Source organism: Ensifer sp. Root1252 (assembly GCF_001425885.1).
In the GTDB taxonomy this organism is placed as follows: Bacteria; Pseudomonadota; Alphaproteobacteria; order Rhizobiales; family Rhizobiaceae; genus Ensifer; species Ensifer canadensis.
Genome location: NZ_LMDT01000034.1, coordinates 308,344 through 331,098, shown reverse-complemented (window position 1 = coordinate 331,098; position 22,755 = coordinate 308,344). Strand labels below are relative to the sequence as shown.

24 protein-coding genes and 1 pseudogene are annotated in these 22,755 nt (G+C 60.8%); 10 read left to right on the top strand and 15 right to left on the bottom strand.

Going from position 1 to position 22,755, the window contains the following annotated elements; all coding sequences use genetic code 11:
• Window positions 1–40: 40 nt before the first annotated feature.
• The 4 genes from ASD02_RS39285 to ASD02_RS28350 all read right to left on the bottom strand — a co-directional run bounded on the left by ASD02_RS39285 (window position 41) and on the right by ASD02_RS28350 (window position 2,832).
• Window positions 41–196: a hypothetical protein gene (locus ASD02_RS39285; RefSeq protein ID WP_164474923.1), complete on the bottom strand. Its 156-nt coding sequence runs from the start codon at window positions 194–196 to the stop codon at window positions 41–43.
• A gap of 65 nt (window positions 197–261) precedes the next feature.
• Window positions 262–438 (bottom strand): hypothetical protein, encoded by a 177-nt coding sequence (locus tag ASD02_RS39280; protein WP_107026881.1) that lies wholly within the window; start codon window positions 436–438, stop codon window positions 262–264.
• Window positions 439–580: 142 nt separating this feature from the next.
• Window positions 581–1,492, bottom strand: a complete 912-nt coding sequence (locus ASD02_RS28355) for a uracil-DNA glycosylase (protein ID WP_025426356.1) — start codon at window positions 1,490–1,492, stop codon at window positions 581–583.
• Between the two features lie 41 nt (window positions 1,493–1,533).
• Window positions 1,534–2,832: an Hsp70 family protein gene (locus ASD02_RS28350; protein WP_025426357.1), complete on the bottom strand. Its 1,299-nt coding sequence runs from the start codon at window positions 2,830–2,832 to the stop codon at window positions 1,534–1,536.
• 177 nt (window positions 2,833–3,009) lie between these two features.
• Between ASD02_RS28350 and ASD02_RS38640 the strand changes: the two genes are divergently transcribed.
• The 5 genes and pseudogenes from ASD02_RS38640 to ASD02_RS28335 all read left to right on the top strand — a co-directional run bounded on the left by ASD02_RS38640 (window position 3,010) and on the right by ASD02_RS28335 (window position 7,502).
• Window positions 3,010–3,252 (top strand): hypothetical protein, encoded by a 243-nt coding sequence (locus tag ASD02_RS38640; protein WP_128090422.1) that lies wholly within the window; start codon window positions 3,010–3,012, stop codon window positions 3,250–3,252.
• Window positions 3,253–3,311: 59 nt separating this feature from the next.
• A pseudogene (locus ASD02_RS28345) lies at window positions 3,312–4,878 on the top strand (electron transfer flavoprotein-ubiquinone oxidoreductase); the annotation flags it as partial.
• A 1-nt stretch (window position 4,879) separates the two neighbouring features.
• A partial coding sequence (locus tag ASD02_RS40085; RefSeq protein ID WP_155295764.1) for a 4Fe-4S dicluster domain-containing protein occupies window positions 4,880–4,999 on the top strand: 120 nt, incomplete at its 5' end.
• Between the two features lie 395 nt (window positions 5,000–5,394).
• A complete protein-coding gene (locus tag ASD02_RS28340; protein ID WP_025426358.1) occupies window positions 5,395–6,393 on the top strand; it encodes an ABC transporter substrate-binding protein in 999 nt (332 codons plus the stop codon).
• 221 nt (window positions 6,394–6,614) lie between these two features.
• A complete protein-coding gene (locus tag ASD02_RS28335) occupies window positions 6,615–7,502 on the top strand; it encodes a proline/glycine betaine ABC transporter permease (RefSeq protein ID WP_025426359.1) in 888 nt (295 codons plus the stop codon).
• Window positions 7,503–7,571: 69 nt separating this feature from the next.
• Here ASD02_RS28335 and ASD02_RS28330 read toward each other — a convergent pair whose 3' ends face one another.
• The gene (locus ASD02_RS28330) at window positions 7,572–8,483 is read right to left on the bottom strand and encodes a DMT family transporter (protein WP_025426360.1); all 912 of its coding nucleotides are present in this window, start codon (window positions 8,481–8,483) and stop codon (window positions 7,572–7,574) included.
• Between the two features lie 151 nt (window positions 8,484–8,634).
• Between ASD02_RS28330 and ASD02_RS28325 the strand changes: the two genes are divergently transcribed.
• On the top strand, window positions 8,635–9,102 hold the full coding sequence (locus ASD02_RS28325) for an Lrp/AsnC family transcriptional regulator (protein WP_025426361.1): 468 nt from the start codon (window positions 8,635–8,637) through the stop codon (window positions 9,100–9,102).
• A 184-nt stretch (window positions 9,103–9,286) separates the two neighbouring features.
• A complete protein-coding gene (locus tag ASD02_RS28320; protein WP_025426362.1) occupies window positions 9,287–10,198 on the top strand; it encodes a diacylglycerol kinase family protein in 912 nt (303 codons plus the stop codon).
• Window positions 10,199–10,205: 7 nt separating this feature from the next.
• On the opposite strand, the gene ASD02_RS28315 is transcribed toward ASD02_RS28320, so the two are convergent.
• Window positions 10,206–11,690: a glycosyltransferase family 39 protein gene (locus ASD02_RS28315; protein WP_025426363.1), complete on the bottom strand. Its 1,485-nt coding sequence runs from the start codon at window positions 11,688–11,690 to the stop codon at window positions 10,206–10,208.
• Window positions 11,683–12,660 carry a glycosyltransferase family 2 protein gene (locus ASD02_RS28310; RefSeq protein ID WP_025426364.1) on the bottom strand — a complete coding sequence of 326 codons (978 nt, stop codon included), beginning with the start codon at window positions 12,658–12,660 and terminating at the stop codon, window positions 11,683–11,685. The genes ASD02_RS28315 and ASD02_RS28310 overlap by 8 nt, the downstream gene beginning before the upstream one ends.
• A 135-nt stretch (window positions 12,661–12,795) precedes the next feature.
• Between ASD02_RS28310 and ASD02_RS28305 the strand changes: the two genes are divergently transcribed.
• Window positions 12,796–13,749, top strand: a complete 954-nt coding sequence (locus ASD02_RS28305) for a lysylphosphatidylglycerol synthase domain-containing protein (protein WP_025426365.1) — start codon at window positions 12,796–12,798, stop codon at window positions 13,747–13,749.
• Window positions 13,750–13,761: 12 nt separating this feature from the next.
• Here ASD02_RS28305 and ASD02_RS28300 read toward each other — a convergent pair whose 3' ends face one another.
• The 5 genes from ASD02_RS28300 to ASD02_RS28290 all read right to left on the bottom strand — a co-directional run bounded on the left by ASD02_RS28300 (window position 13,762) and on the right by ASD02_RS28290 (window position 16,936).
• Window positions 13,762–15,264 carry an AMP nucleosidase gene (locus ASD02_RS28300; RefSeq protein ID WP_025426366.1) on the bottom strand — a complete coding sequence of 501 codons (1,503 nt, stop codon included), beginning with the start codon at window positions 15,262–15,264 and terminating at the stop codon, window positions 13,762–13,764.
• A 172-nt stretch (window positions 15,265–15,436) separates the two neighbouring features.
• On the bottom strand, window positions 15,437–15,757 hold the full coding sequence (locus tag ASD02_RS28295; protein ID WP_025426367.1) for a YnfA family protein: 321 nt from the start codon (window positions 15,755–15,757) through the stop codon (window positions 15,437–15,439).
• Between the two features lie 93 nt (window positions 15,758–15,850).
• Window positions 15,851–16,027, bottom strand: a complete 177-nt coding sequence (locus ASD02_RS38635; protein ID WP_162174731.1) for a hypothetical protein — start codon at window positions 16,025–16,027, stop codon at window positions 15,851–15,853.
• Between the two features lie 13 nt (window positions 16,028–16,040).
• Window positions 16,041–16,214 carry a hypothetical protein gene (locus tag ASD02_RS39275; RefSeq protein ID WP_025426369.1) on the bottom strand — a complete coding sequence of 58 codons (174 nt, stop codon included), beginning with the start codon at window positions 16,212–16,214 and terminating at the stop codon, window positions 16,041–16,043.
• A 380-nt stretch (window positions 16,215–16,594) separates the two neighbouring features.
• A complete protein-coding gene (locus tag ASD02_RS28290; protein ID WP_025426370.1) occupies window positions 16,595–16,936 on the bottom strand; it encodes a DUF2147 domain-containing protein in 342 nt (113 codons plus the stop codon).
• Between the two features lie 594 nt (window positions 16,937–17,530).
• Here ASD02_RS28290 and ASD02_RS28285 point away from each other — a divergent pair.
• Entirely contained in the window at window positions 17,531–17,797 is a 267-nt protein-coding gene (locus ASD02_RS28285; protein ID WP_025426371.1) for a sel1 repeat family protein, read from the top strand.
• A gap of 67 nt (window positions 17,798–17,864) precedes the next feature.
• Here the strand turns inward: ASD02_RS28285 and ASD02_RS28280 are convergent, their stop codons facing one another.
• From ASD02_RS28280 to ASD02_RS28270, 3 genes are all read right to left on the bottom strand, one after another.
• The gene (locus ASD02_RS28280; protein ID WP_025426372.1) at window positions 17,865–18,989 is read right to left on the bottom strand and encodes a pyridoxal phosphate-dependent aminotransferase; all 1,125 of its coding nucleotides are present in this window, start codon (window positions 18,987–18,989) and stop codon (window positions 17,865–17,867) included.
• Between the two features lie 132 nt (window positions 18,990–19,121).
• Window positions 19,122–19,496, bottom strand: coding sequence for a PilZ domain-containing protein (locus ASD02_RS28275; RefSeq protein WP_025426373.1), 375 nt, complete (start codon window positions 19,494–19,496; stop codon window positions 19,122–19,124).
• Between the two features lie 209 nt (window positions 19,497–19,705).
• The gene (locus tag ASD02_RS28270; protein ID WP_244445421.1) at window positions 19,706–20,128 is read right to left on the bottom strand and encodes a hypothetical protein; all 423 of its coding nucleotides are present in this window, start codon (window positions 20,126–20,128) and stop codon (window positions 19,706–19,708) included.
• Window positions 20,129–20,382: 254 nt separating this feature from the next.
• On the opposite strand from ASD02_RS28270, the gene ASD02_RS28265 reads away from it, so the two are divergent.
• On the top strand, window positions 20,383–22,602 hold the full coding sequence (locus ASD02_RS28265) for a caspase family protein (protein WP_025426375.1): 2,220 nt from the start codon (window positions 20,383–20,385) through the stop codon (window positions 22,600–22,602).
• Window positions 22,603–22,755: the final 153 nt, after the last annotated feature.

Below are 22,755 nucleotides of genomic sequence, written 5' to 3'. Positions count from 1 at the left end.
CGATAGCAAAAAGACGGTAACGGTCCGTCCTCGGGCGCTATCAGTTCGGCAGCAGTGGTCTGATCGCCGAGCGATGGGCGCGGCGGGCGTCCTTGGTGGTGCTGAGCGCGGTGTATTCGCGCGAGGCACGTACGGCAGTGCCGATATCGGCGATCGAATCGAACAGGACCTTGAGGCTTGCAATGGGCTTGGTCATGATCTTGTTCCTTGTCTTACGTCGTCTCTTTCGCGCGACACGCCTTTTGGCGCATCGCGTGGGGATCAGCGCTGGATGAAGTCGGCGAAGAGCTGCGACGGACGGGTGGTCCGGGCAAGGCCGATTGCAGTCATCTGCTCGTTGGCTGCCGAGCCGAAGCGGTTGAACGGCGTCCGCCGGGCAGCGTCCGTATGACGGAGCGTCTCAAAGCTGCTGTGGATCGGGCGAAAGCGGGCAGTCATGGTTCTTGTTCCTTATTCCATTCCTCCCGTGTTGATATATTGCGCTGCAACATGGATTTTGCAATGCACTAGAACGCTGCGCAGATATGCGCAAACCGCATGGCTTTCTTCACACTTTGTTCATGAAACGGGCAGGCGGCCGTCAGCCGTTGATGCGGGCCTTGAAGGCAAGCATATCCTGCCAGGCAAAGCGCTTGTTGATCGGCGCTGTCACCAGGTCCTGCGGGTGCAGGGTCGCAAGGGTCTGGACGCTGTGTCCGCCCATCTGAAGGTCACGCCATTCGCCGCGCAGCTGGTGGATTGTGTCGCTGCCGCCGAAGAAGAAGCGCGCCGTAAAATTGCCGAGCAACAACAGGTGCTTGGGCTCGGCCAAAGCGACCTGGCGCTCGATGAAGGGGCGGCAGATATCGGCCTCGCGGGCGGTCGGCACGCGGTTGCCCGGCGGGCGCCACGGCACGACATTGCTGAGCAGAACGCCCTCGCGCGATAGTCCGATGCCGGCGAGCATGCGGTTGAGCATGTCGCCCAGCCTGCCCGAGAAAGGCTGCCCGTCGCGATCGTCATCCGCATAGGGCATCGGGCCGACGATCATGATGCCGTTTGACGGATCGCCTTCGGCAAAGACCAGATTGCGGGCGCTGTTTCTGAGATTGCAACCGACGAAGCCTTCCATTGCCAACCGCAGCTCGGCGAGCGACCGCGCCGATTCGGCGGCAAACTGCGCCTCCTTGACGGCCTGGGCGTCGGGGATGGCCACAGCAGGGGCGTTGACGGCAGGTGCTGGCGCGCGCGTTTCGCGAGCTTGGCCACCGGCCGAGCTGGCCGGCTGCCGCGTAGCAGGCGAGGCCTCCGGGCGCGCAACCGGCTGGCTTGCGCTCGTCTGTGGGCGCGAATCGGCCTGTTGGCGCACGTCGGAACGCGCCGCCTTCATCGCTTCGAACTCGGCGAGGCGATCGACAGGCTCCTCCTCCATCAGCCACTCGACACCCGCATCCGCGTGGAATGCGAGCAGGGCGGCGAGTTGGCCGGGGGAGAGGTTGTCGGCAGAAGTCATGGGCGCCAACCTAGCACGTCAGAAAATGTGGTCCAATGGCTTCATGCGGCATTCGCGGTCCAGTGGCCGATATCCTCATGTTCTCCGATCAGCGCCAGGCCGTGGGCGATGGACAGCAGTTCGCCGCCGCTTTCGATCCGGTCCTTTTCGAAGCGCCGCTCGAACAGGTTGCGCACCGCCGGCACGAACGAGGTGCCGCCGGTGAGGAAGACCTTGTCGATGCTTTCGGGCGGCGTTTCCGTTGTCTGTAACACCTCGTCGAGCGCGTCTTCGATGCGCGCAAGTTCAGGCGCAATCCAGCTTTCGAAGTCGGCGCGGCGCACCGTGCGGCGCGACATCTCGCCAAGCGGCGAGAAGTAGAACTCGGTTTCCTCCTCCTGCGACAGGCGCATCTTCGTCGCCGAGATCGCCTGGTAGAGCGGATAACCCTCGTCATGCTCGATCAGGTCGACGAAGGCCTCGAGCTTTTCCGGCTCCAGGCTCTGGCGCACCAGCTTCTTCAGATCCGTGAAATCTTTCAACGTCTTGAAGATCGAAAGCTGATTCCAGCGGCCGAAATTCGCATAGTAGTTCGACGGGACTTCAAGCAGCTTGTCGAAGCTCTTGAACAGACTCCCCTTTCCGATGAGGGGCGAGATCACATTGTCGATGATGCGGAAGTCGAAATGGTCGCCGGCGATGCCGACGCCCGAATGGCCGATTGGCGTTGCCGTCAGACGTCCCGCCTTGGTCTCAAAACGGATCAGCGAATAGTCGGTGGTGCCGCCGCCGAAGTCGGCGACCAGCACCGTGGCGTCGCGCTTGAGGTTCTGGGCAAAGTAGAATGCGGCCGCCACCGGCTCGTAGACATAGTGGATCTCGGGAAAGCCGAATTCGGAAAGGGCGGCGCTGTAGCGCTCGAGCGCCAGTGCCGGATCGGGGCTGGAGCCGGCAAAGCGAACGGGCCTTCCGACGACGATGCGGCTGTATTGGCTCGCCCAGTCGTCGCCGGCATAGTCCTTCAGCTTGGAGAGGAACACCCGCATCAGGTCTTCGAAACTATGGCGCTTGGCATAGATCTGCGTGCCCTGGAACAGCGGGCTTGCGGCGAAGGTCTTGATCGACTGCAGGAAACGACAGTCGCCGGGATTGTCGATGAACGAGCGGATTGCCGCCTGTCCGGCTTCCACCTTCAGGGCGGACGCGCCGAGGTTGGAATCCTTCATGAAGGAGAGTGCCGTGCGCATCGCATCGGTGCTGCCAGCCATGCTGTCGAAGTTCATCGAATGGGTGGTGTCGCCTGCCGAAACCGCGAGGACCGAGTTGGTGGTGCCGAAATCGAAGCCCAGTGCTCTGGCCATATGATGTCTCCTGACGCCTGTGTTTTGGTGTCGCTTCGCGACGCGCCCTTCCGGGGCTTGCGAAGGCGACACGGCTCTGTTCCGCACGCCGCCTTCTGGGCCGGTGCCGGGAAGGTCGGCGGAGCCCGGAATGAAGCGAAAGGCATGCCGTTCCGGCGCCGTAGGGCGCCTTGCCGAATGCTGGTTGCGGATGGGATTGCCGGCGTCTTCCGCCGGAAAATGAATGCCCGGCCTCCTGACATGGCTATTCGGCAAAAGCAAGGCTGCAAGGCGGCGGCCCACAAGGACATGGGTGAAATCACGTATTTACGTTTACGTTCACGTCATATAGACATTTGTGCTAAACTCATGACCTCATGCGCAAAAGCGGGCATCGACTGTCGCATCCCGGCTCGACAAGCCAAACTGCATTTGCCATGACGAGATGATATGGCCTGGGAACTGAGCTGGCAGAAGACCGGCGAGACTGGAGAGACGGTATGAGCGAGGCGATGGATCTACCCGARCGCGAGAGTATGGAGTTCGACGTGGTGATCGTCGGCGCGGGGCCTGCGGGGCTTTCGGCTGCGATCCGGTTGAAGCAGGTCAATCCCGAGCTTTCGGTGGTGGTGCTGGAAAARGGCGCCGAAGTCGGCGCGCATATCCTGTCGGGYGCCGTCGYCGACCCCATCGGTATTTGCTCGGTCCCGCCGGCTCGATCCGCCTGCCGAACTTCGCCATGCCGCCGTTGATGAACAATCACGGCAACTACATCGTCTCACTCGGCAATGTCTGYCGCTGGCTTGCCGGCCATGCCGAAGCGCTCGGYGTCGAGATCTATCCGGGCTTTGCCGCAACCGARGTGCTCTATAACGACGAAGGCGCCGTCATCGGTGTCGCCACCGGCGACATGGGCATCGAGCGCAAYGGCGAGCCGGGSCCGAACTTTGCCCGCGGCATGGAACTGCTCGGCAAGTACGTGCTGATCGGCGAGGGCGTGCGCGGCTCGCTCGCCAARSARCTGATTTCAAAATTCGATCTCTCTAGGGATCGCGACGTCCARAAATTCGGCATCGGTCTCAAGGAACTGTGGCAGGTCAAGCCCGAGAACCACAGGCCCGGTCTGGTGCAGCACTCGTTCGGCTGGCCGCTCGGCATGAAGACCGGCGGCGGTTCGTTCCTCTACCACCTCGAAGACAACATGGTCGCCGTCGGCTTCGTCGTGCACCTCAACTACAAGAACCCCTATCTCTTCCCGTTCGAGGAGTTCCAGCGGTTCAAGACCCATCCGGCCATTCGCGGCACCTTCGAGGGCGGCAAGCGGCTGTCCTATGGCGCCCGGGCGATCACCGAAGGCGGCTACCAGTCGGTGCCGAAACTGTCGTTCCCCGGCGGCGCGCTGATCGGCTGTTCGGCCGGTTTCGTCAACGTGCCGCGCATCAAGGGCAGCCACAATGCGGTGCTGTCGGGCATTCTGGCGGCTGAGAAGCTGGCGGCGGCAATCGCCAGCGGTCGCGCCAATGACGAGCCGATCGAAATCGAGCGTGGTTGGCGCGACAGCGCCATCGGCCAGGACCTGAAGCGGGTCAGGAACGTCAAGCCGCTGTGGTCGAAGTTCGGCACGGCGGTCGGCGTAGCGCTCGGCGGTCTCGACATGTGGACCAACCAGCTGTTCGGCTTCTCGTTCTTCGGCACGCTGAAACACGGCAAGACCGACGCGCAGAGCCTCGAACCGGCCGCCCAGCACAAAAAGATCGACTATCCCAAGCCCGACGGTGTTTTGACCTTCGATCGGCTGTCCTCGGTGTTCCTGTCGAACACCAACCACGAGGAAGACCAGCCGATCCACCTGCAGGTGAAGAATCCGGAGCTGCAGCGCACGTCGGARCTSGACGYCTTTGCCGGTCCGTCGACGCGCTACTGTCCCGCCGGGGTCTATGAATGGGTGGAAAAGGACGGCCAGCCGGTCTTCGTCATCAACGCGCAGAACTGCGTGCACTGCAAGACCTGCGACATCAAGGACCCGAACCAGAACATCAACTGGGTGCCGCCGCAGGGCGGCGAGGGNTTCGTCATCAACGCGCAGAACTGCGTGCACTGCAAGACCTGCGACATCAAGGACCCGAACCAGAACATCAACTGGGTGCCGCCGCAGGGCGGCGAGGGACCGGTCTATCCCAACATGTGAGGGCGGGTTTTCGCGCGACCGCGCAAAAGGAAACATTTGGAGGCGTCGAGCTCTGGCTCGGCGCCTCTTTCATTTCAAGCACACGACCGGACCCGTGTGCGGCGCGCTTTTCTCGGCGCAACGTCATCCTGCTCAGCGGTGAGCCCACATCTCCGGCGCCCCGACAAATGCGGGAGCATTGGGAAAGGCAATCGTTGACGCAAATGGGAAAGTCCTTGCCGGAAAGACCCTATAGCCTTGAGGGTGCCGTTGTCGCGCCAAGCGCGCCGACGGACCTGCAGGCCGTTCGGTCCCTGTTGTTCTTGAGTAGGGCCCAAGCCTGTTGACACGCGACCGATCACTGCGGTGAGATCGGTCGTCCGACGGGACGTACCGCCAGAACAGAGGGAACAGAAATGAACAAGCTTCTAGCAACGACTTGCCTGGCCGCCGGCCTTCTTGGCCTTGCCGGCACGGCCTCGGCGGCCGAATGCGGCGACGTGACGATCGCCAACATGAACTGGCAAAGCGCCGAGGTTCTGGCGAATGTCGACAAGATCATTCTGACGGAAGGCTATGGCTGCAACGCCGAGCTCGTCGTCGGCGATACCGTGCCGACGATCACCTCGATGATCGAAAAGGGCCAGCCCGATATTGCGCCGGAAGGCTGGGTGGACCTTCTGCCCGACGTCGTCAATCGCGGCCTTGAAGAAGGCAAGCTGGTCGGCGCCGCCGTCGCGCTTTCCGACGGCGCCGTCCAGGGTTGGTGGGTGCCGAAATATATCGTCGACGCCAATCCCGACATCAAGACGATCGACGATGTGCTGAAGCACAAGGAACTGTTCCCGGATCCGGAAGATGCCAGCAAGGGCGCCGTCTTCAACGGCCCGCAGGGTTGGGGCGGCACGGTTGTTACGACCCAGCTCTACAAGGCTTATGGCGGCGAGGCAGCCGGCTTCACGCTTGTTGATACCGGCTCGGCCGCCGGCCTCGATGGCTCGATTGCCAAGGCCTATGAACGCAAGCAGGGATGGGTCGGCTACTACTGGGCGCCGACGGCACTTCTCGGCAAATACGAGATGGTGAAGCTCGGCCACGGCGTCGAGGCGGATGCAGCGGAGTGGAAGCGGTGCAACACGGTTGCCGATTGCCCGGACCCGAAGAAGAACGACTGGCCGAAGGACAAGGTCCAGACGCTCCTGACCAAGACGTTCGCCGATCGCGCCGGCCCGGCTTTGGACTACCTGAACAAGCGTGCCTGGACCAACGACACCGTCAACAAGCTGATGGCCTGGATGACCGACAACCAGGCCAGCGGCGAGGAAGGTGCAAAGCACTTCCTCCAGGAAAACCCTGACATCTGGACCACCTGGGTCTCGTCTGATGTCGCGGAGAAGGTGAAGTCGGCGCTTTGATGGCCATCGACTGACGCAATTGGGCGGCGCACCGTTCAGTGCGCCGCCTGCTAAAGCATTTCCTGGAAAAGTGCGAAGCGATTTTCCGCAAGGAAATTTGTGAAAACAAGGAGATAGAGCGTTTCCGAATCTCCGCTTGATCCGGAAACGCTCTAGGTGATTGTCGGCGGACAAAAACAAACAAACGGGGCCGCCGTCGGGGAGCAGTGAAGGGCAATTTGATGGAATGGCTGACCCAGTTTCCGCATATGGATGACGACCGCCTGCGGGCGTTGAAAAAGGCGATCGACGAGGGTTTTCGCACCTTCACGCGCGCTTATGGCGACGGTATCGAAGCGTTCTTCGAGCCGTTGCAATTCTTTCTGATCCAGTCGGAGCGCTTCATGACGCGCACGCCCTGGCCGATCATCATCCTGCTGATCGCGGTTCTCGCCTGGTTTGCGAGCCGGAACTGGAAGATCGTCGCCGGCTGTATCGGCACGCTGTTGCTCATCGGCTATTTCGACATGTGGGACGATACGATGAAGACGATCTCGATGATCTTCGTCTGTACCGTGCTGTCGATCGCCATCGGCATACCGCTCGGCATCGTCATGTCGCGCTCGGACCGAGTCCAGAATGTCGTCAATCCGATTCTCGACGTGATGCAGACCATGCCGAGCTTCGTCTATCTGATTCCGGTGGTCATGCTGCTCGGGATCGGCAAGGTTCCGGGGCTGATTGCGGTGGTGATCTACGCCATCCCGCCGATGATCAGGCTCACCAACCTCGGCATCCGCCTCGTCGACAAGGATGTGCTGGAGGCGGCAGACGCCTTCGGCTCCTCGGGCTGGCAGAAACTGAAGAATGTGCAGATGCCCTTGGCGCTACCGACGATCATGGCCGGCATTAACCAGACGATCATGATGGCGCTGGCCATGGTGGTCATCGCCTCGATGATCGGGGTTCAAGGGCTCGGGCAGCCGGTGCTGAAGGCGATCGCCAACCAGTACTTCACGCTCGGCATCTTCAACGGCCTGGCCATCGTCGGCATCGCCATCATCTTCGACCGCGTCAGCCAGGCCTATGGCCACCGGCTGCAGAAGCATCGCGAGATCGTTCACGGCTGAAAATGACGGTACCAAGCAACAGAGTGGCCCGGAAGCTTTCGCTTCCGGGCCATTTTCCGTTCTGATCCTTCACGCCTTGCGCGGTGAAAGGATGCCGGTCGAGAGCGCCACGCCGACCGCCGTGACAATGGCGGCGACAATTTCGAACGGGCCGATCTGTTCACCGAGAAGAATTGCGCCGCCGAACATTGCCAGTACCGGGGTCAGCGCGGTGAAGGCGGCGGCCTGAGTTCCGCCGAGGCTGCGAACGGCCACGCCATAGGCGACCATCGCGACGAGGCCCGAGAGCAGGCCCTGGCTGGTGATTTGCAGCGCGATCTCCTTCAGCGGAACGCTTGCAAGCGTGCTGCCGAAGATGCCGGCAAGCAGCAGGTGGATAAGAAAAGACCAGACGGCGATCAGTGCACTGCCTTCGAGCGGGCTGAGGCCGGAGCGCCGGAAGGCGTGGGTATAGATCGCCCAGAGCGTGGCTGCCGCCGGAAGGAGGGCGTAGCCGGTCCAGCCGGTGCCAGTGGTGCCGGCAAGGCTGCGGGCGAGCAGAAGGGCAACGCCCGCAACGATGGCGGCAAAGCCGACGATGCGCATCCGGTCTGGACGCTCTCCGAAGAGGGTGATGCCGATCAGCGCCGTCGCCAGCGGCATCGAGCCCCCGAGCAGCACGCCGACCGAAGAGGCGGGCGTCGCATGGATGGCGAAGGCCGCGACCTGAAAGAACAGCGCGCCGGAACCAGCCACCATCAGGAGAAGCAGGAGCAGCGGAAGCTTGCGCGGCAGGAGCCCGATCTTGAGCCAAACCGGTGCAAGAACCAGCGCAGGAACGCCGTAGCGGATGAGGCCGAGATCGATTGTGCCGAGTGCGGTGCCGGCGGTATGCCGTGTCGCAAGAATCCACCCCGCCCAGATCAGGACGGTGACGAAGGCGCCGGCATAGCCGGCGGCGACAGGCGTGGCGTTGCCGCGATCGAGTGTGAGCGCAACCATCTGATTTTCCTTCCCGATTTAAATGCCCACAATCGCTTGGGCCTGGGAAGAAGATTACTGCCTGGGGGCGGGGCATGTCCTTGCGATTTATGCTTCAAATGGCCTATGGTGCGCAATCATATGCCAATACGGCCTCACTGGATTATCAACTATGCCAAGTCTAGATAAATTCGATCTCGCGATTCTCAAGATCTTACAGGAGGACGCGCGGGCAACGAACGTGGAGATTGCCGAACGTGTCAATCTGTCGCCGTCGCCATGCCTGCGGCGCATCCGCAATCTGGAGAAATCGGGGATCCTGCGCGGTTATCGGGCCGACATCGATCGCAAGGAAGTCGGGCTCGGCCTGACCGTTTTCGTGGAAATCAAGGTCGGCCAGCACAGCCGCGAGAATGCCCAGCGTCAGCAAGAGGCGCTGCTTGCCATTCCCGAAGTTGTCTCCTGCTTCCTGATCTCCGGAAATGCCGATTTTCTTGCTGAGGTCGTCGTCGAAGATCTCTCCGCCTATGAGACGCTGCTGACGGAGACATTGCTGGCCATGCCCGGCGTGACTGACATCCGTTCCAACTTCGCCATCCGCTCGATCAAGACAGGTGGTCCGCTCAAGCTGCCGGAGTGACGCCGAAGCAGGTCGGCGACGTTGCCGCCCTGCAGACAAAGGTGGGCAGCGACGGTGAATTCGAGCGCCCGCCGACGCGGGTTCAAGGTTAAGTTTTGGTAAGGCTCTGGAAACGGCGCCGATTGCGATTATCTCATCGCAGTGGACGCCCGTGTGCCACGGCAATGGAGCCTGTAAGCCTTTCATGAAAATCAAAGCTATCTTCAATCGGGATGGTGGGACCTTCCGAACGACGGACATGGCGGCCTATGGCAACAGGGTTGAGGCGGTCTTTCGCGATGCGGGTCACCAGATCGAGATCGCGACCGTCTCGGGCGCCGAGATGCAGGAGACCCTGGAAAAGACCTGCCGGCGCGACGATCTCGACGCAATCGTGGCGGGTGGCGGCGACGGTACGATTTCGGCAGCCGCGGGCGTTGCCTGGAAAACCGGCATGCCGCTTGGGGTCGTTCCTGCGGGGACGATGAACCTTTTTGCGCGCACGCTGAAATTGCCGCTCGATATCTGGAAGGTGCCGGAAGTTCTGGCGCAGGGCACGATCATCGACGGCGATATCGGCAGCGCCGATGGCCGAGCCTTCGTCCACCAGTTCTCGATGGGTCTGCATGCTCGCATGGTGCGCTACCGCGAATCGTTCAGTTTTCGATCGCGCCTGGGCAAGATCACGGCGAGCACGCGCGCTGCGGTCGGGGTCATTCTCAATCCGCCGGATTTCGAGATCGAGTTCGACGTGGATGGTCACCATGAAAGCCGGCACGTTTCGGCTGTGTCCGTGTCGAACAACCCGTTCGGGCGCGATACGCTGATGTATGCTGATGACGTGACCGCCGGCCATCTCGGCTTCTACACGGCACCGCCGTTGAGCCCGCCCGGCGTTGCCAAGCTTGCGCTCGACGTGCTGCGCGGCAAGTTCCGCGACAATCCGGTTATTACCGAGATGAGCGGCCATGCTTTGGACCTGCATTTCCCCAAGGTCGACCGGAAGATCAACTGCGTTATCGATGGCGAACTTCTGCCAATGGGCCGCGACGTCGCGTTGAGGATCCATCCCGGCGAACTCAAACTGCTCGTCGGCGCCGACCGGTCTAGTTCGTGACCCCGGGTCAGTCCCTGACCCAGAGGTAGCCGAAAGTGTACCGGTCTTCAGCCTTGCCGTGCAGGTAGGGCAGGGACAGAACCTGTGGCGTTGCCGACGTCGTCGAAAATCCACGCGTTTTCATGGCGTTTGCCAGCGCCTCGGGCAGGATTGGCTCCGCCTTGCCGTCATCGCTCCAGACGACGAGCAGCGGCAACGATGCGCTGGCCGTCCCTGCGTCAAGATAGCCGGGGGTGAGCACGGGAGCATCGTGAAGGTGCGTGCGAAGGTTGCCACCGATCAACCTGTCTTTCGCAAGGATCAGGGCCGGTTCGCGACCCCCGAGCTTAACGACCGCTTCGGCCAGCGTGGCGTAGGGAATGCTCAATCGCGAATATTTGCCGAAGAGCGGCCGCACGATTGCGCGGGCGGAAACCACCATCAGCGTAGTGAGCACGATGAAGGCCACGAGCCACAGGAACGGTCGAAGTTTAAACGCGGCATCGACGCCAGCCGCTTCGACCTTGAGGCAGAGATAGAGCGGCAGGAGAATCAGGAAGAGCACGAGCCACTTTTCCCGGATATGCGTGGCTCCGACCCCCAGAACAATCAATAGGACTGCCACGAGGCAGATTGCAAGCATACGGCCGACAACGCGAGTCCATTGGCTTTGCGCCGACCAAATCGCAGGAATGCTCTTGCGGAATATGAGTCCGAACACGATCAGCGGCACGATACCGCCGCGGATCGTGGCGGCAATGAGCGAAACCACGCCGCCGAACGCCTGTGCGAGGCGGCCTTCGGAATGGGCCTCGCGCATCTCAAGAAAGGTGTTGTTTGAGGCGGAGCCGAGGTTTTCGAGGATCCACCAGCCATGCGGCAAAGCGATCAGTGCCGCAACCAACAGCGAGACCAGGATACGCCAGTCGAAAAGGCGCTCGCGTAGCTTGGGTTCCGGCAGAATGGCAAGGACGGCAGCGGCGGGTACAAGCGCAAAATTGTACTTGGAGATGAAGCCGATGCCGACAGCAAGGCCGGTCAGCAGATAGGCCGCGAGACTCGGCCGGACCAATGTCCGCAGGAAGCCGTAGAGAAACAGTGATACGGCGAACAGTGCCGCGACCGTATGGGAAAGGTCACGCTGCGCAAGTAGGAAAATCGGCGGCAGTGTCAGCACGCCGAGCATGGCAATCAGCGCCAGGCGCTTTTCTGCAAGGACTTCGCGCGCGGCGAAGCCATAGAAGAGACAGCAAAGAAACAGAAGCAGGTTCTTGAGCACCGTCATCGTCGCGAGAGACGGTCCGAAAACGGATGCAAGCCCGTATTGCAGCCAGTTGTAGAAGGGCGGTTGCGCGCCGTAACCGAGCCGCAGGAACTGCGACACGAATGCCTGCTCCGCCTCGTCGATTTCGAGCGAATTCGAAACGGCGAGACGCAGGCTGATGCAGAGCAGGAAATAGCCGGCGAGTAGGGCGGTGACGAGGTTGGGTCGCCGCTCGACGAACTCAAACATTCGTTTGATCCCGTACAAAGACCTCACGCACGATATAGCTGGTGGTTTCGTCGTCGCGGAAATAGGCACGCGCCATCATCTCGGCGAGAATGCCTGTTGTCACGAGTTGCACCGACGACAGAAACAGCATCACGCCAACGATCAGCATCGGGCGGGTGCCGATGTCGTTGCCGAGAAGGAACTTGTCGAAGGCAAGATAGAGCAGGATGAGGACGCTCGCCGCCCCGGCTGCAAGCCCGATCGAGCCGAAGAAGTGGCCCGGGCGCGCCTTGTAGCGCATGAAGAACAGAACCGAAAGCAGATCGAGGATCACGCGGAAGGTGCGCGAGATACCGTATTTCGAGTGGCCATGCTGGCGCGCGTGGTGGGTCACCGGCATTTCGCCGATGCGGCTGCTGGGTACGACCCCTGCGACCCAGGCGGGGATGAAGCGATGCATCTCGCCCATCAGCTTGACCTGCTTGATGATCGAGGCGCGGTAAACCTTCAGGCTGCAACCATAGTCGTGCAGCCGGACGCCGGTGATCTTGCCGATTAGCCGGTTGGCGCACCAGGACGGGATTTTTCTGAGCAACAGCCCATCTTGACGATTCTTGCGCCAGCCGACGAGCAGGTCGAGTTGCCGCTCCTCGATTGCTTTGACCATAGCGGGAATATCGACCGGGTCGTTCTGCAGATCACCGTCGAGTGTGGCGATCAACCGGCCGGACGCCGCGTCGATGCCGGATTGCATGGCGGCGGTCTGCCCGAAGTTCTTCTGCAGTTCGATGATTTTCAGCTGAAGATCGGGGCGACAGAGCGCCTTCCTTGCATTGGTGAGCGTGCGATCGGTGCTGCCGTCATCGACCAGGATCAGCTCCCAAGGGGCTGAAAAATTCACCATGGCGTCACTGACGCGCGTGATGAGCGGCTCAATGCTGTCCTCTTCGTTGAAGACTGGGATGACGACGGATAGCTCGATGGGCAGCATGGGATCGCTCGTGCATTCGGCGCGCCTTGCACGAGCCGGAAGAATAGGGGTGCGCTTACATAATCATTTTCTTGCACAGTTATCGGTGATAACCAACGTGCAAAGTTGTGTTTCAACACGGGAAATCGGCGTCTGATGAATTCTGGCTGCGAGTTCGAGCGGCGATCGTGGCTGGCGCGCAACCGTGTGACGCTGATATCGGCCGCGGCGATTGTCGCCTATGCGGTTTTTGTCCAGTGGATCTGGGGCTGGCGAACGCTGCTCGATCAATGGACGAAAATCGGCGTCGGTTCCGGGCTCGCGGCCCTGATACTTCTTGTCGCCACCTATTTCATTCGCTGCTATCGCATCTATGATTATTTCCCGGCGGAAACGTCAGGCCGGTTTCTGGCGCTGTTTCGCGTCACCCAAGTCCACAATCTCCTGAACATCATGTTGCCTTTTCGCGCCGGAGAGACGAGCTTTCCACTGTTGATGCGGTCGGAATTCTCCATCCCGCTGGCGCGGGGGACCGCGGCACTTCTGGTCATGCGGCTGCTCGACCTGCATGCCCTGTTGACGGTCGCCGCAGTCGGCCTGGTTTTTGGCCGCGGATCAGGCGTCGCCTGGGCGCTCTGGATCGCGGCGCTGGTCGCGCCACTTCCGTTCTTTCTGTTGAAGGATCGCGTTGTCGCCCTGGCGCGGCGGTTGCTGCCGGCAAGACTGGAATCGATCGTCGAAGAGCTGGATACAGGTCTGCCCGGCACGACAAAGGCATTCCTCAGGGCCTGGGCGATGACCATTCTGAATTGGGCGGTCAAGGTGGTGGTTCTCGCCTGGGTTCTGGCGATCATGGGTGTCGCGCCGCTTGCTGCCTGTTTTGGCGGGGCTCTTGGCGGCGAACTCTCCTCCGTCTTGCCGATGCACGCGCCGGCGGGCGTCGGCACTTATCCCGCAGCGATCGCCGCCGGCGCCGTTTCTTTCGGAGCAGGGGCGGACCGCGCAGCGCTGGAGCAATTGGCCGGCGCCGGCGTCAACGCGCATCTGCTGATCATCGTGTCCGCTGTCGCGGGCACGATGCTGTCGATGCTTCTGCAGAGAAAGCCGTAGGCGCCGTCACGGTTACTGGAACGACGTCTCGTAGAAGCTTCTGAGCTTGCGGGAGTGCAGCTTCTCAGGCGGCATCGCCGCAAGTTTCTGCAAAGCGAGGATCCCGATCTTCAGATGCTGGCTGACCTGTGTCCGGTAGAAGGCTGTTGCCATGCCCGGAAGCTTCAACTCGCCGTGAAGCGGCTTGTCTGAAACGCAAAGCAGCGTGCCGTAGGGCACGCGGAAGCGGAAGCCGTTGGCCGCGATCGTCGCCGATTCCATGTCGAGTGCGATCGCGCGCGCCTGCGACAGGCGCTTGACCGGTCCGCGCTGGTCGCGCAGTTCCCAGTTGCGGTTGTCGATGGTGGCAACGGTGCCGGTGCGCATGATCTGCTTGAGATCATAGTCGCGGTAGCCGGTGACCTCCGCCACGGCGTCCTGCAACGCCACCTGCACTTCGGCAAGTGCCGGCAGGGGGATCCAGACCGGCAGGTCGTCGTCCAGCACATGGTCTTCGCGCATATAGGCATGGGCAAGAACATAGTCGCCGAGGCGCTGGCTGTTCCTGAGCCCGGCGCAGTGCCCGAGCATCAGCCAGACATGCGGGCGCAGCACGGCGATATGGTCGGTGATCGTCTTGGCGTTCGATGGGCCAACGCCGATATTGACCATGGTGATGCCGCCGTGGCCCTTCTTCTTCAGGTGGTAGGCGGGCATCTGCGGCAGGCGGGCGAGCGTATAGTCCGTTTCCGGCTTGTCGGAACCGGCAGGCGTGATGATGTTGCCGGGCTCGACGAAGGCCGTGTAGCCGTTGCCGCCCTCCGCCATCTGCTGGCGCGCCCAGGCGCAGAACTCGTCGATGTAGAACTGATAGTTGGTGAACAGTACGAAGTTCTGGAAATGCGTCGCACTCGTGGCCGTGTAGTGGCTGAGGCGGGCAAGCGAATAGTCGATGCGCTGCGCGGTGAACGGTGCAAGCGGGGAGGGTTCGCCCGGGCCAGGTTCGTAGGAGCCGTTGGCGATCTCGTCGTCGGTCGTCGTCAGATCAGGTGCGTCGAACAGGTCGCGTAGCGGAATATCGATGGCTTCGCCCGCCGACGCTTCGACGTGGGCGCCTTCGCCGAAGGCGAAATGCAGCGGGACCGGGGTGGAGGATTCGGACACGGTAATGCCGAGGCCGTGATTACGCATCAGGTGCCCCAACTGTTCCTTCAGATAGTGCCGAAACAGTTTTGGTCGCGTGATCGTCGTGGTGTAGACGCCCGGTGCGCTGACATAACCGTAGGACAGGCGGGAATCGACATGGCCGAAGCTGCTGGTCTCGATGCTGACCTGCGGGTAGCAGGCGCGGTAGCGCGTCAGGGTCACGCCGTTCTTGCCCAGCCCCTCGAAAGCCTCTGTGAGGAACCGGGTATTGCGATCGTAGAGCGCCTCCAGGCAATCGACTGCCGCCGCCGGATCATCGAAGAACTGCGGCTCGAACGGATCGGGTGTGGAGACGGAAAGGACGGAGTGTGAAGAGATTCGCTTGTTCATGTCGCATTATAGGCTGAGGCCTCTGACAAGCAAACGACAAGATGCTGGCATGCACAACCGCGTCTGGCAGAACAACTTTACAGCGTTGCGCGTCAGATATGACGCGCAAAGGACGCTGTAACGCTTTAAACTCTCTGCATAAATGCCTTTAAGGCATTATGCAGAAGCGGTCTTAGCGTGGTCCAGCAAGGATGAGGGCGCTGCCTATGAGCGCGACGACCATTCCGGTCAGATCCCAGCGATCGGGCCGCACGCCTTCGGCAAGCCACAGCCAGATGAGTGACGCGGCGATATAGACCCCGCCGTAGGCCGCATAGGCTCGGCCGGCTGCCGAGCTGTCGATCAGTGTCAGCAGCCAGGCAAACAGTGCCAGCGACGCCATGCCCGGGATCAGCCACCAGATCGGCTTGTCGAGTTTCAGCCAGGCCCAGAAGGCGAAACATCCTGCGATCTCGGCAAGGGCGGCAAGGGAATAGACGGCATAGGCTGGCATCGATAGCAGATCCTTTCAGCCGTGAAAGGACAGGAAGGCGCTCGGCGATGCAAGAGAGACAGGCAAATTAAAAGGCGCCGGTGGCGCCTTCGGTCAGCTCATGGATTGACGCTGCAGCGTCACGAAGAGAACGAGGCCGGCGCCCTGCTTGCCGATGCCGAGGCCATTGGCCTTGCTATAGGCGAGCGCCCCAACCGGCGCCATCAGCAGGCTGGCAAGTGCAAGAACACGCAGCGAGAGAAAGGCGGATGTGGAAAGGGCGGCCAGCATGTCGGTTTCTCCCTTAGAGCTTGGCTTGGCAGTATTGCGCTGTATGCGCTGTGCAATCCGTCAGCGAGCCGAGATAAGTGTTGCTGCGGCGACGTTCGGTATCTGCGCTGACTGCGGCCGCGAGGGTCATCGCAAAAACAACCATAAGAAGGCTGATAATAGTGAGGCGCCGAGCAAGAATGTCCATGGTTCTGTCCGTTGGTCTGGAGGCGGTTCAAATCGATTGAGCGTGTTTTCGCACAACCAAACTGAACTCTTGCTGATACGGTCGTTCATCTGGCGTTCATCTTGCGATTGAAATAGCCGCCGTTCTCGCGGGGCAGGGCGCGCGCCCAAGCCAACGATGCGGCAGATGGGCGGTCTTTGGCAGGCGGCTGGATGCGCCTGACATTTCAAAAACAAAACCCACCGAAAATATCGGCGGGTTTGTCAACGCTCTGGGAGCGACCCCGATGGCCACCCTTTTGTATCGATCTTAAAGCGCGTCGCGATCTCGCGATTTAAGTTCTTGTTTTACGCATGCCGTTATCGCAAACGCGCGGCACACTTTTGCGCGACATGCTCTAGCTAGAGGCGCGACCAGGTCTGCGATTTGCAGAGAATCTTGAGCACGCAGCCCTTCATCTTCAGCGAGTTGCCGCTGACTGCACCCGAGCCGCTATAGGTCTTGTCGGTTTCGGGATCGGTGATCTCTCCGGAATAGCTGCCATCCGTGCCGGACAGGTTGCCGATCCGCTTGCCGGCGTGTTTGCCAGTCTTCAGCGTGACGCAGAAAGCGCCGCCGCAAGGGGCAATCTCGGCCGTAGCGCCGGTTGCGGTCTTCCAGTTGCCGACGATCGGTTCGGCGGCAACGGCCGTTCCGACGACGCCAAGAGCGAGAGCCGCGGTCATGAACAGGGTACGGTACATTCATTCCTCCAGATAGAAGTTGCCGGCGCGGTCCGCTTCGCCGGCATCTCTGCAGATATCCTCGTTTGAAAGGCAGTCTCCTCACCGCCGCGCGCACGATAGCTTACGCGTACGTAAAGGTAAACTGGCTTGAACAAGGCCGTTTATGCTTTTTCTTTGCCGGGTTCAGGCGGAGAAAAATCGAGGAAGGACGGCGTTGGCAGGCCGGGTGCTTGTTTCGTGGTTACCGTTTGGTTGAAATCGGCAGTTGAATATTTCGTAAATTTTTATTCGAATGCGCCGGATTTCCGGCCTTTCGATGTTTAACAAAAACTCAAGTTTACCAAGTGTTTGGACTTTGTTTGTCGCAAATTAATCATGCATTTTAAGCGCGTATTGAAGGCCGTGCTGCATAGTAAGACCCATAAGACGAGCGGAGAAATTCACCCCGCCAAATGACCGAAGACGACGCTGCAAAAGATGGCGCGGTTCGGAAAGGCCCACAAAGAGGCGCGGTCGAACAGGGACCAAAAACGAATGCTGATCTGGAGCATGGTCCGCCTCCAAAGGGCGGGCCGCTTCGGAAAACCAACCAGGCAAAACAGGGACAAGACAATGGCACGCTTTGATATGCAGGTTGCTTCGAATACCGCGATGGGTGGTGAAAACCAGGCGGACGTGTTCTGCGAAATGGGTCTGGCCTATGCGACCGGCCGCGGTCGGCCGGTCGATCTGGTGGCCGCCCACAAATGGCTGAACATTGCCGCGATCAAGGGCTGCGACCGCGCCGTTGATCTGCGCGCTGACCTCTCGATGACCATGAGCAAATCCGACCTCGCAGCCGCGCTTCGTGCCGCCCGCGAATGGATGACCGTTCACTGAACGACAAGGCGGGAGCAAGCTCCCGTCCAGCGGCGCCCGCCAGCGCGCAGGCGCCGGAGATGAAGGCCTATTGGCCGCCTGCCAGTTTGGCCAGAACCTGCGGCAGGGCAGCTTCAAGCAGATCCATCTCCGCTTCCGGCCCGGTGCTGACGCGAATGCAGCGATTGAGCGGGGCTACGCCGGGCATGCGGATGAAGATGCCGTGGTCGCTCATCAGTGTATCGACGATCGCACGCGCATAGACCGCGTCCCGTCCACAATCGATCGCAACGAAATTGGTCGCAGAAACGAGCGGCGACAATCCGTTGCGCCTGGCGATCTCTGCGATGCGTTCGCGCGAATGCGCGATCCTTGCCGTTACCGAGTTCAGATAATCCTGATCCGCAAGCGCCGCCACCGCCGCCGCCACGCCGATCCGGTTCATCCCGAAATGATTGCGGATCTTGTCGAATGCCTGGGCAGTCCCGGGCGTGGTGATGACGTAACCAACCCGTGACCCGGCAAGGCCATAGGCCTTGGAGAAGGTCCGAGTCCTCACGACATTTGGCATGTCGATCAAGCTGTTGATGGCGGGTAGGGCCCCAGCAGGAGCGGTTTCGCAATAGGCTTCGTCAAGAATGAAGAGCGTTGTTTCGGGCAAGGCCCTGGCGAACTCGACGATGCGCTCGGCGTCCCACCAGCTTCCCATCGGATTGTCAGGATTGGCGAAATAGACGAGCGGGGCGTTTTCCTTTTCGACGGCTGCAAGCAAGCCATCGAGGTCCTCGCGATCGCCGACATACGGCACCGTCACCAGCCGGCCCCCGTGACCGACGACGTGATAGTTGAAGGTCGGATAGGCACCGAGCGATGTGACGACCGGCATGCCGGGTTCGATGACGAGCCGCACGATCTGCCCGAGCAGGCCATCGATGCCTTCGCCGATCGCAATGTTGGCGGCAGGGACACCGAGCCGGGCAGCCAGCGCCTGCTTCAGATCATGGTTTTCCGGGTCCGCATATTTCCACGTTCCCGTTGCCGCCTCTCGCATCGCCTGCACGACGCTTTCAGCAGGTCCGAACCCGCTTTCGTTGGCGCCAATACGGGCCGCGATGGCGCGCCCGCGCTGGCGCTCAATGGCCTCAGGCCCGACGAAGGGAATGGTGGAGGGCAGGGATTGGATGAGCGGCGTGAAGCGAGAGAATGCGGACATGCTTTATATAAGGCCCCGTTCGAACAAAGTTCGCGGAACTTAACCCATGCTTCGGCAATGCGGAATCGCCTTGATGAGAAAGCCGTCGCGAATTGTTGCGTTTTGACGCCCGTTGCGCCGGCCGCAGAGGCATCAGCGGCGCTTGGGCGTTTTTGCGTTCTGGCCGGTAAAGAATTCCTGGCGGATGATCTCGCGCAGCAGGCTCTGTTCGATCGGCTTGATGAATTGCACGCCGACGCGATCGCCGTTGCGATAGACCTCGGCGCAGCCGATGCGGAGTGCTGTGCCGATGATATGGAGATAATAATGCTGCGGCAGGCCGATGGTGGTCTGCACGGCAAAGCTGGCGCCACCGCGGGAAATGTCGATCATCCGACAGGTCCTGACAGACACGCTGCCAAGGCCCGGCTGCACCGTCGTCAGGGTGGCGGCATGGCCGATGGAAAAGCGTTCGTAGCGACGCTCGTAGAACGGCGAGGGCACGCAGGAATACATCGTCTGCTGCATCTGTCATTCTCCGCCAACGCCGGATCGCGAAATGCGATCATTGCCAAACTCGGCCTTCGATCGTGGGCAACTCATTCGCCCACGCTTAATCCTCGCGTGAATGCCGAGGTAAGTCGAGTGCAGTTTCGGTTGAGAAGTTTGCAATCCCCTGAAGGAGTTCGATAAAAATCTAACATCGGTCATTTTCCGTGTACCGGAGCCGGCCACAATCAAAAGCCACCGCTTGAAAATTGCATGCGGATCAACCGGCTGATGAAATCGGGCGCCAGCAGCATGTTGAAGCGCACGCCGAGTTCCGCGCCGCTGCGGTGGACCTGGGAACAGCCGATCTCTTCCTTGAATCCGTCGATCTCGAGGAAGAAGTGTTTCGGCACGATCAGTGCGGCATTGAAATCGAGCATGGCGCCGGCGATCGAAATGTGACGCAGCAGGCATTGATATTTGGTCTTTGCCTTGAGGTGCTGGCCAATGATGAGAATCCGGCAGGGACGCTCAATAAAGTAGTGTTGATACGTCGTTGCCAGCTGTCCTGGCTTCGCTTCCGCGACGTGCATTTTCATCGACATGGCAAACTCCGAGAACGCATAGCCTTTCATTGGCGCAGGAAACGCATCAGGCTCGGCCGGAATCACCCGGAGCAAGCGATGCGGCGTCCGGGTTAAGATCGCCTGCTTGCTTCGACCTTGCGGCGGCGCAGACGACGAGCCACCTCAAAAAATATGGCGATCGGAGACATTGAAAGCCCCTGGCTCATACGTAATAGTTTCATTTGGGCATGATTGTGGGGCGTTGGCATCGTCCCGAAGTGCCGTCATTGGGGTTGTGCGCCTCCTCAATCCTGCTCCCGAGGAGTTGGTGGATAAGGGGTGACGCCGGAGGGAAGAGCATGTTTTCGGGGCATTCGTCGCGCTGGCGGTCGTTCGTCATTCTTTTGGTGGCGGTGTCGGCGTTTGCGCCGGCCGAGGTCTTGGCCGCAAAGCGCGTTGCCCTGTTGATCGGCAACGAAAAGTACGAAGCGACCTCGCAACTCAACAATCCCGCCAATGACGTCGAACTGATGAAGGCTTCGTTCGAGGAGGCCGGCTTCGATTCCGTCACCACCGTTCATGACCTCGGGCGCCAGGACATGGTCAAGGCGCTGCGCGATTTTGAAGATCTGGCGACGGGCGCCGACGTGGCGATCGTCTACTATTCCGGCCACGGCATGGAAATGAACGGCCAGAACTTCCTGCTGCCGACCGATGTGCAATTGAAGACGGACAAGGATATCGAGGACGAGGCGATTGGCCTTGATCGGGTTCAGCGCTCGCTCGAGGGCGCAACGAAGCTCAAGCTGGTGATACTCGACGCCTGTCGCAACAATCCGTTCGAGCAAAGCATGACGCGCTCGATCTCGACGCGCGCAGTTTCGCGGGGCCTGGCGCGTGTCGAGCCGGAATCGGCCGACCTGCTTGTCGCTTTCGCTTCCAAGGCCGGAACAGTGGCGCTTGATGGCGAGGGCAAGAACAGCCCGTTTGCCACCGCACTTGCCAAATATCTCACCGAGCCGGGTGTCGATGTGCGAATCGCCTTGGGCAAGGTCCGCGATGAGGTGGTTTCGGTCACAAACCGCGGTCAGGAGCCCTTTGTCTATGGGTCGCTTGGCGGTGCGCAGATCTTCCTGAATATAAAGGAAGTGAACATCAACATCACGAATAACGGCGAGCAGCTCTCGCCGAACAGCCAGTCGGCTGCCGCTGCCGACTGGCAGAACATCCGCGATCTCGCCGACAAAGACCTGATCGATGCCTTTCTCGCCAAGCATGGGTCCGATCCCGTCTACAAGATGTTGGCGGAGAAGAAGCTGAAGCTCCTGGCCGAGGCGGAGCAGATGTCGAGCGTGACCCCTGACGAGATCGCCTGGGATGCCCTCAAGCAATCGACCGATGCCGCCGCGCTGACGCGGTTCCTCGAGCGCTATCCCGACAGCAAGCATAAGGCAGAGGCCGAGCAGCAGATCGCCGCCCTCGAACCACAAAAGGGCCTCAACATCTCGCAGACCGGCAAGGACACGCAGGCTTCGCGCGACTGCTATCTGCTGGCAGGTGAACCTCAGTCGATGCCCGGCTTCGTTGGTGTGAATTTCTTGAAGCTTGATTCCGCCCGCGCACTGACGGCCTGCGCCCAGGCGGTCAACGAAAACCCGGATGACATGATGCTCGTCAATATGTTGGGCCGGGCACAGGATGCCGGACGCGACTATGTCGAGGCACGCCACAATTATCAAAAGGCCGCCGACGGCGGCAATATGTACGCGTTGACCAATCTGGCATGGTTCTCCGTTTACGGCACCGATGGCGCCGTCGATGTCGACCAGGGCCGCCGGATGTTCGAGCAAGCAGCCAAGGCCGGCAATGCCTATGGCCAGGCATCGCTCGGCTGGCTCTATCGCGAGGGCTATGGCGGCATCGCCCAGGATTATGATGAAGCGGCCAGATGGTACCAACTGGCCGCCAACCAGGGTTACGCCAACGCGATGGCGACGGTGGCCTGGTTCTACAGAGAGGGCCTCGGCCTGCCCAAGGACCTGACGCAGTCGCTGTCGTGGTACAAGAAGGCCGCCGAAGGTGGCGACGTCAACGCGATGTCGTCGCTCGGTTGGGCCTACCAGAACGGGCTCGGCACCGAGCAGAACTATGTCGAAGCCAAGACCTGGTATGAAAAGGCGGCCAATGTCGGGGATTCCTATTCCATGGCATTGCTCGGCTGGTTCTACGATATCGGCACCGGCGTCACCCAGGACTATGCTCAGGCCCGCACCTGGTACGAGATGGCGGCGAATGCCGGCAGCGCCTACGCCATGGGAAATCTGAGCCGCCTTTATGACTATGGCCTGGGCACCAAGGCGGATGCGAAGGAGGCGGTGCGCTGGGCGGCAGCCAGCATCGAGGGCGGCGATCCGGCCAAGCTTCAGGAGTTGAAGTCCCAGCCGAGCAATTTCACGCCGGCCTTCCGCAAGGAAATGCAGGCGCTATTGAAGGATCGCGGTTTTTACAGTGGTCCTGTCGACGGGGACTTTGGCGCGGCAACGCTCGATGCGATCGATAGGCTTTCGCGAAAGTCATAGAAACGTGCTGGTGAAAGCTACAGCGCCACGCGTCTTATTAGACGCGCAAAGGTCGCTGTCGCACTTTGGATTGCTGCATGTTTTTATCCTTAAATCGAATACGATCTAAGGAAACATGCAGTAGGCTCGGTCCTGTTCGTCTCGCATTGCTGC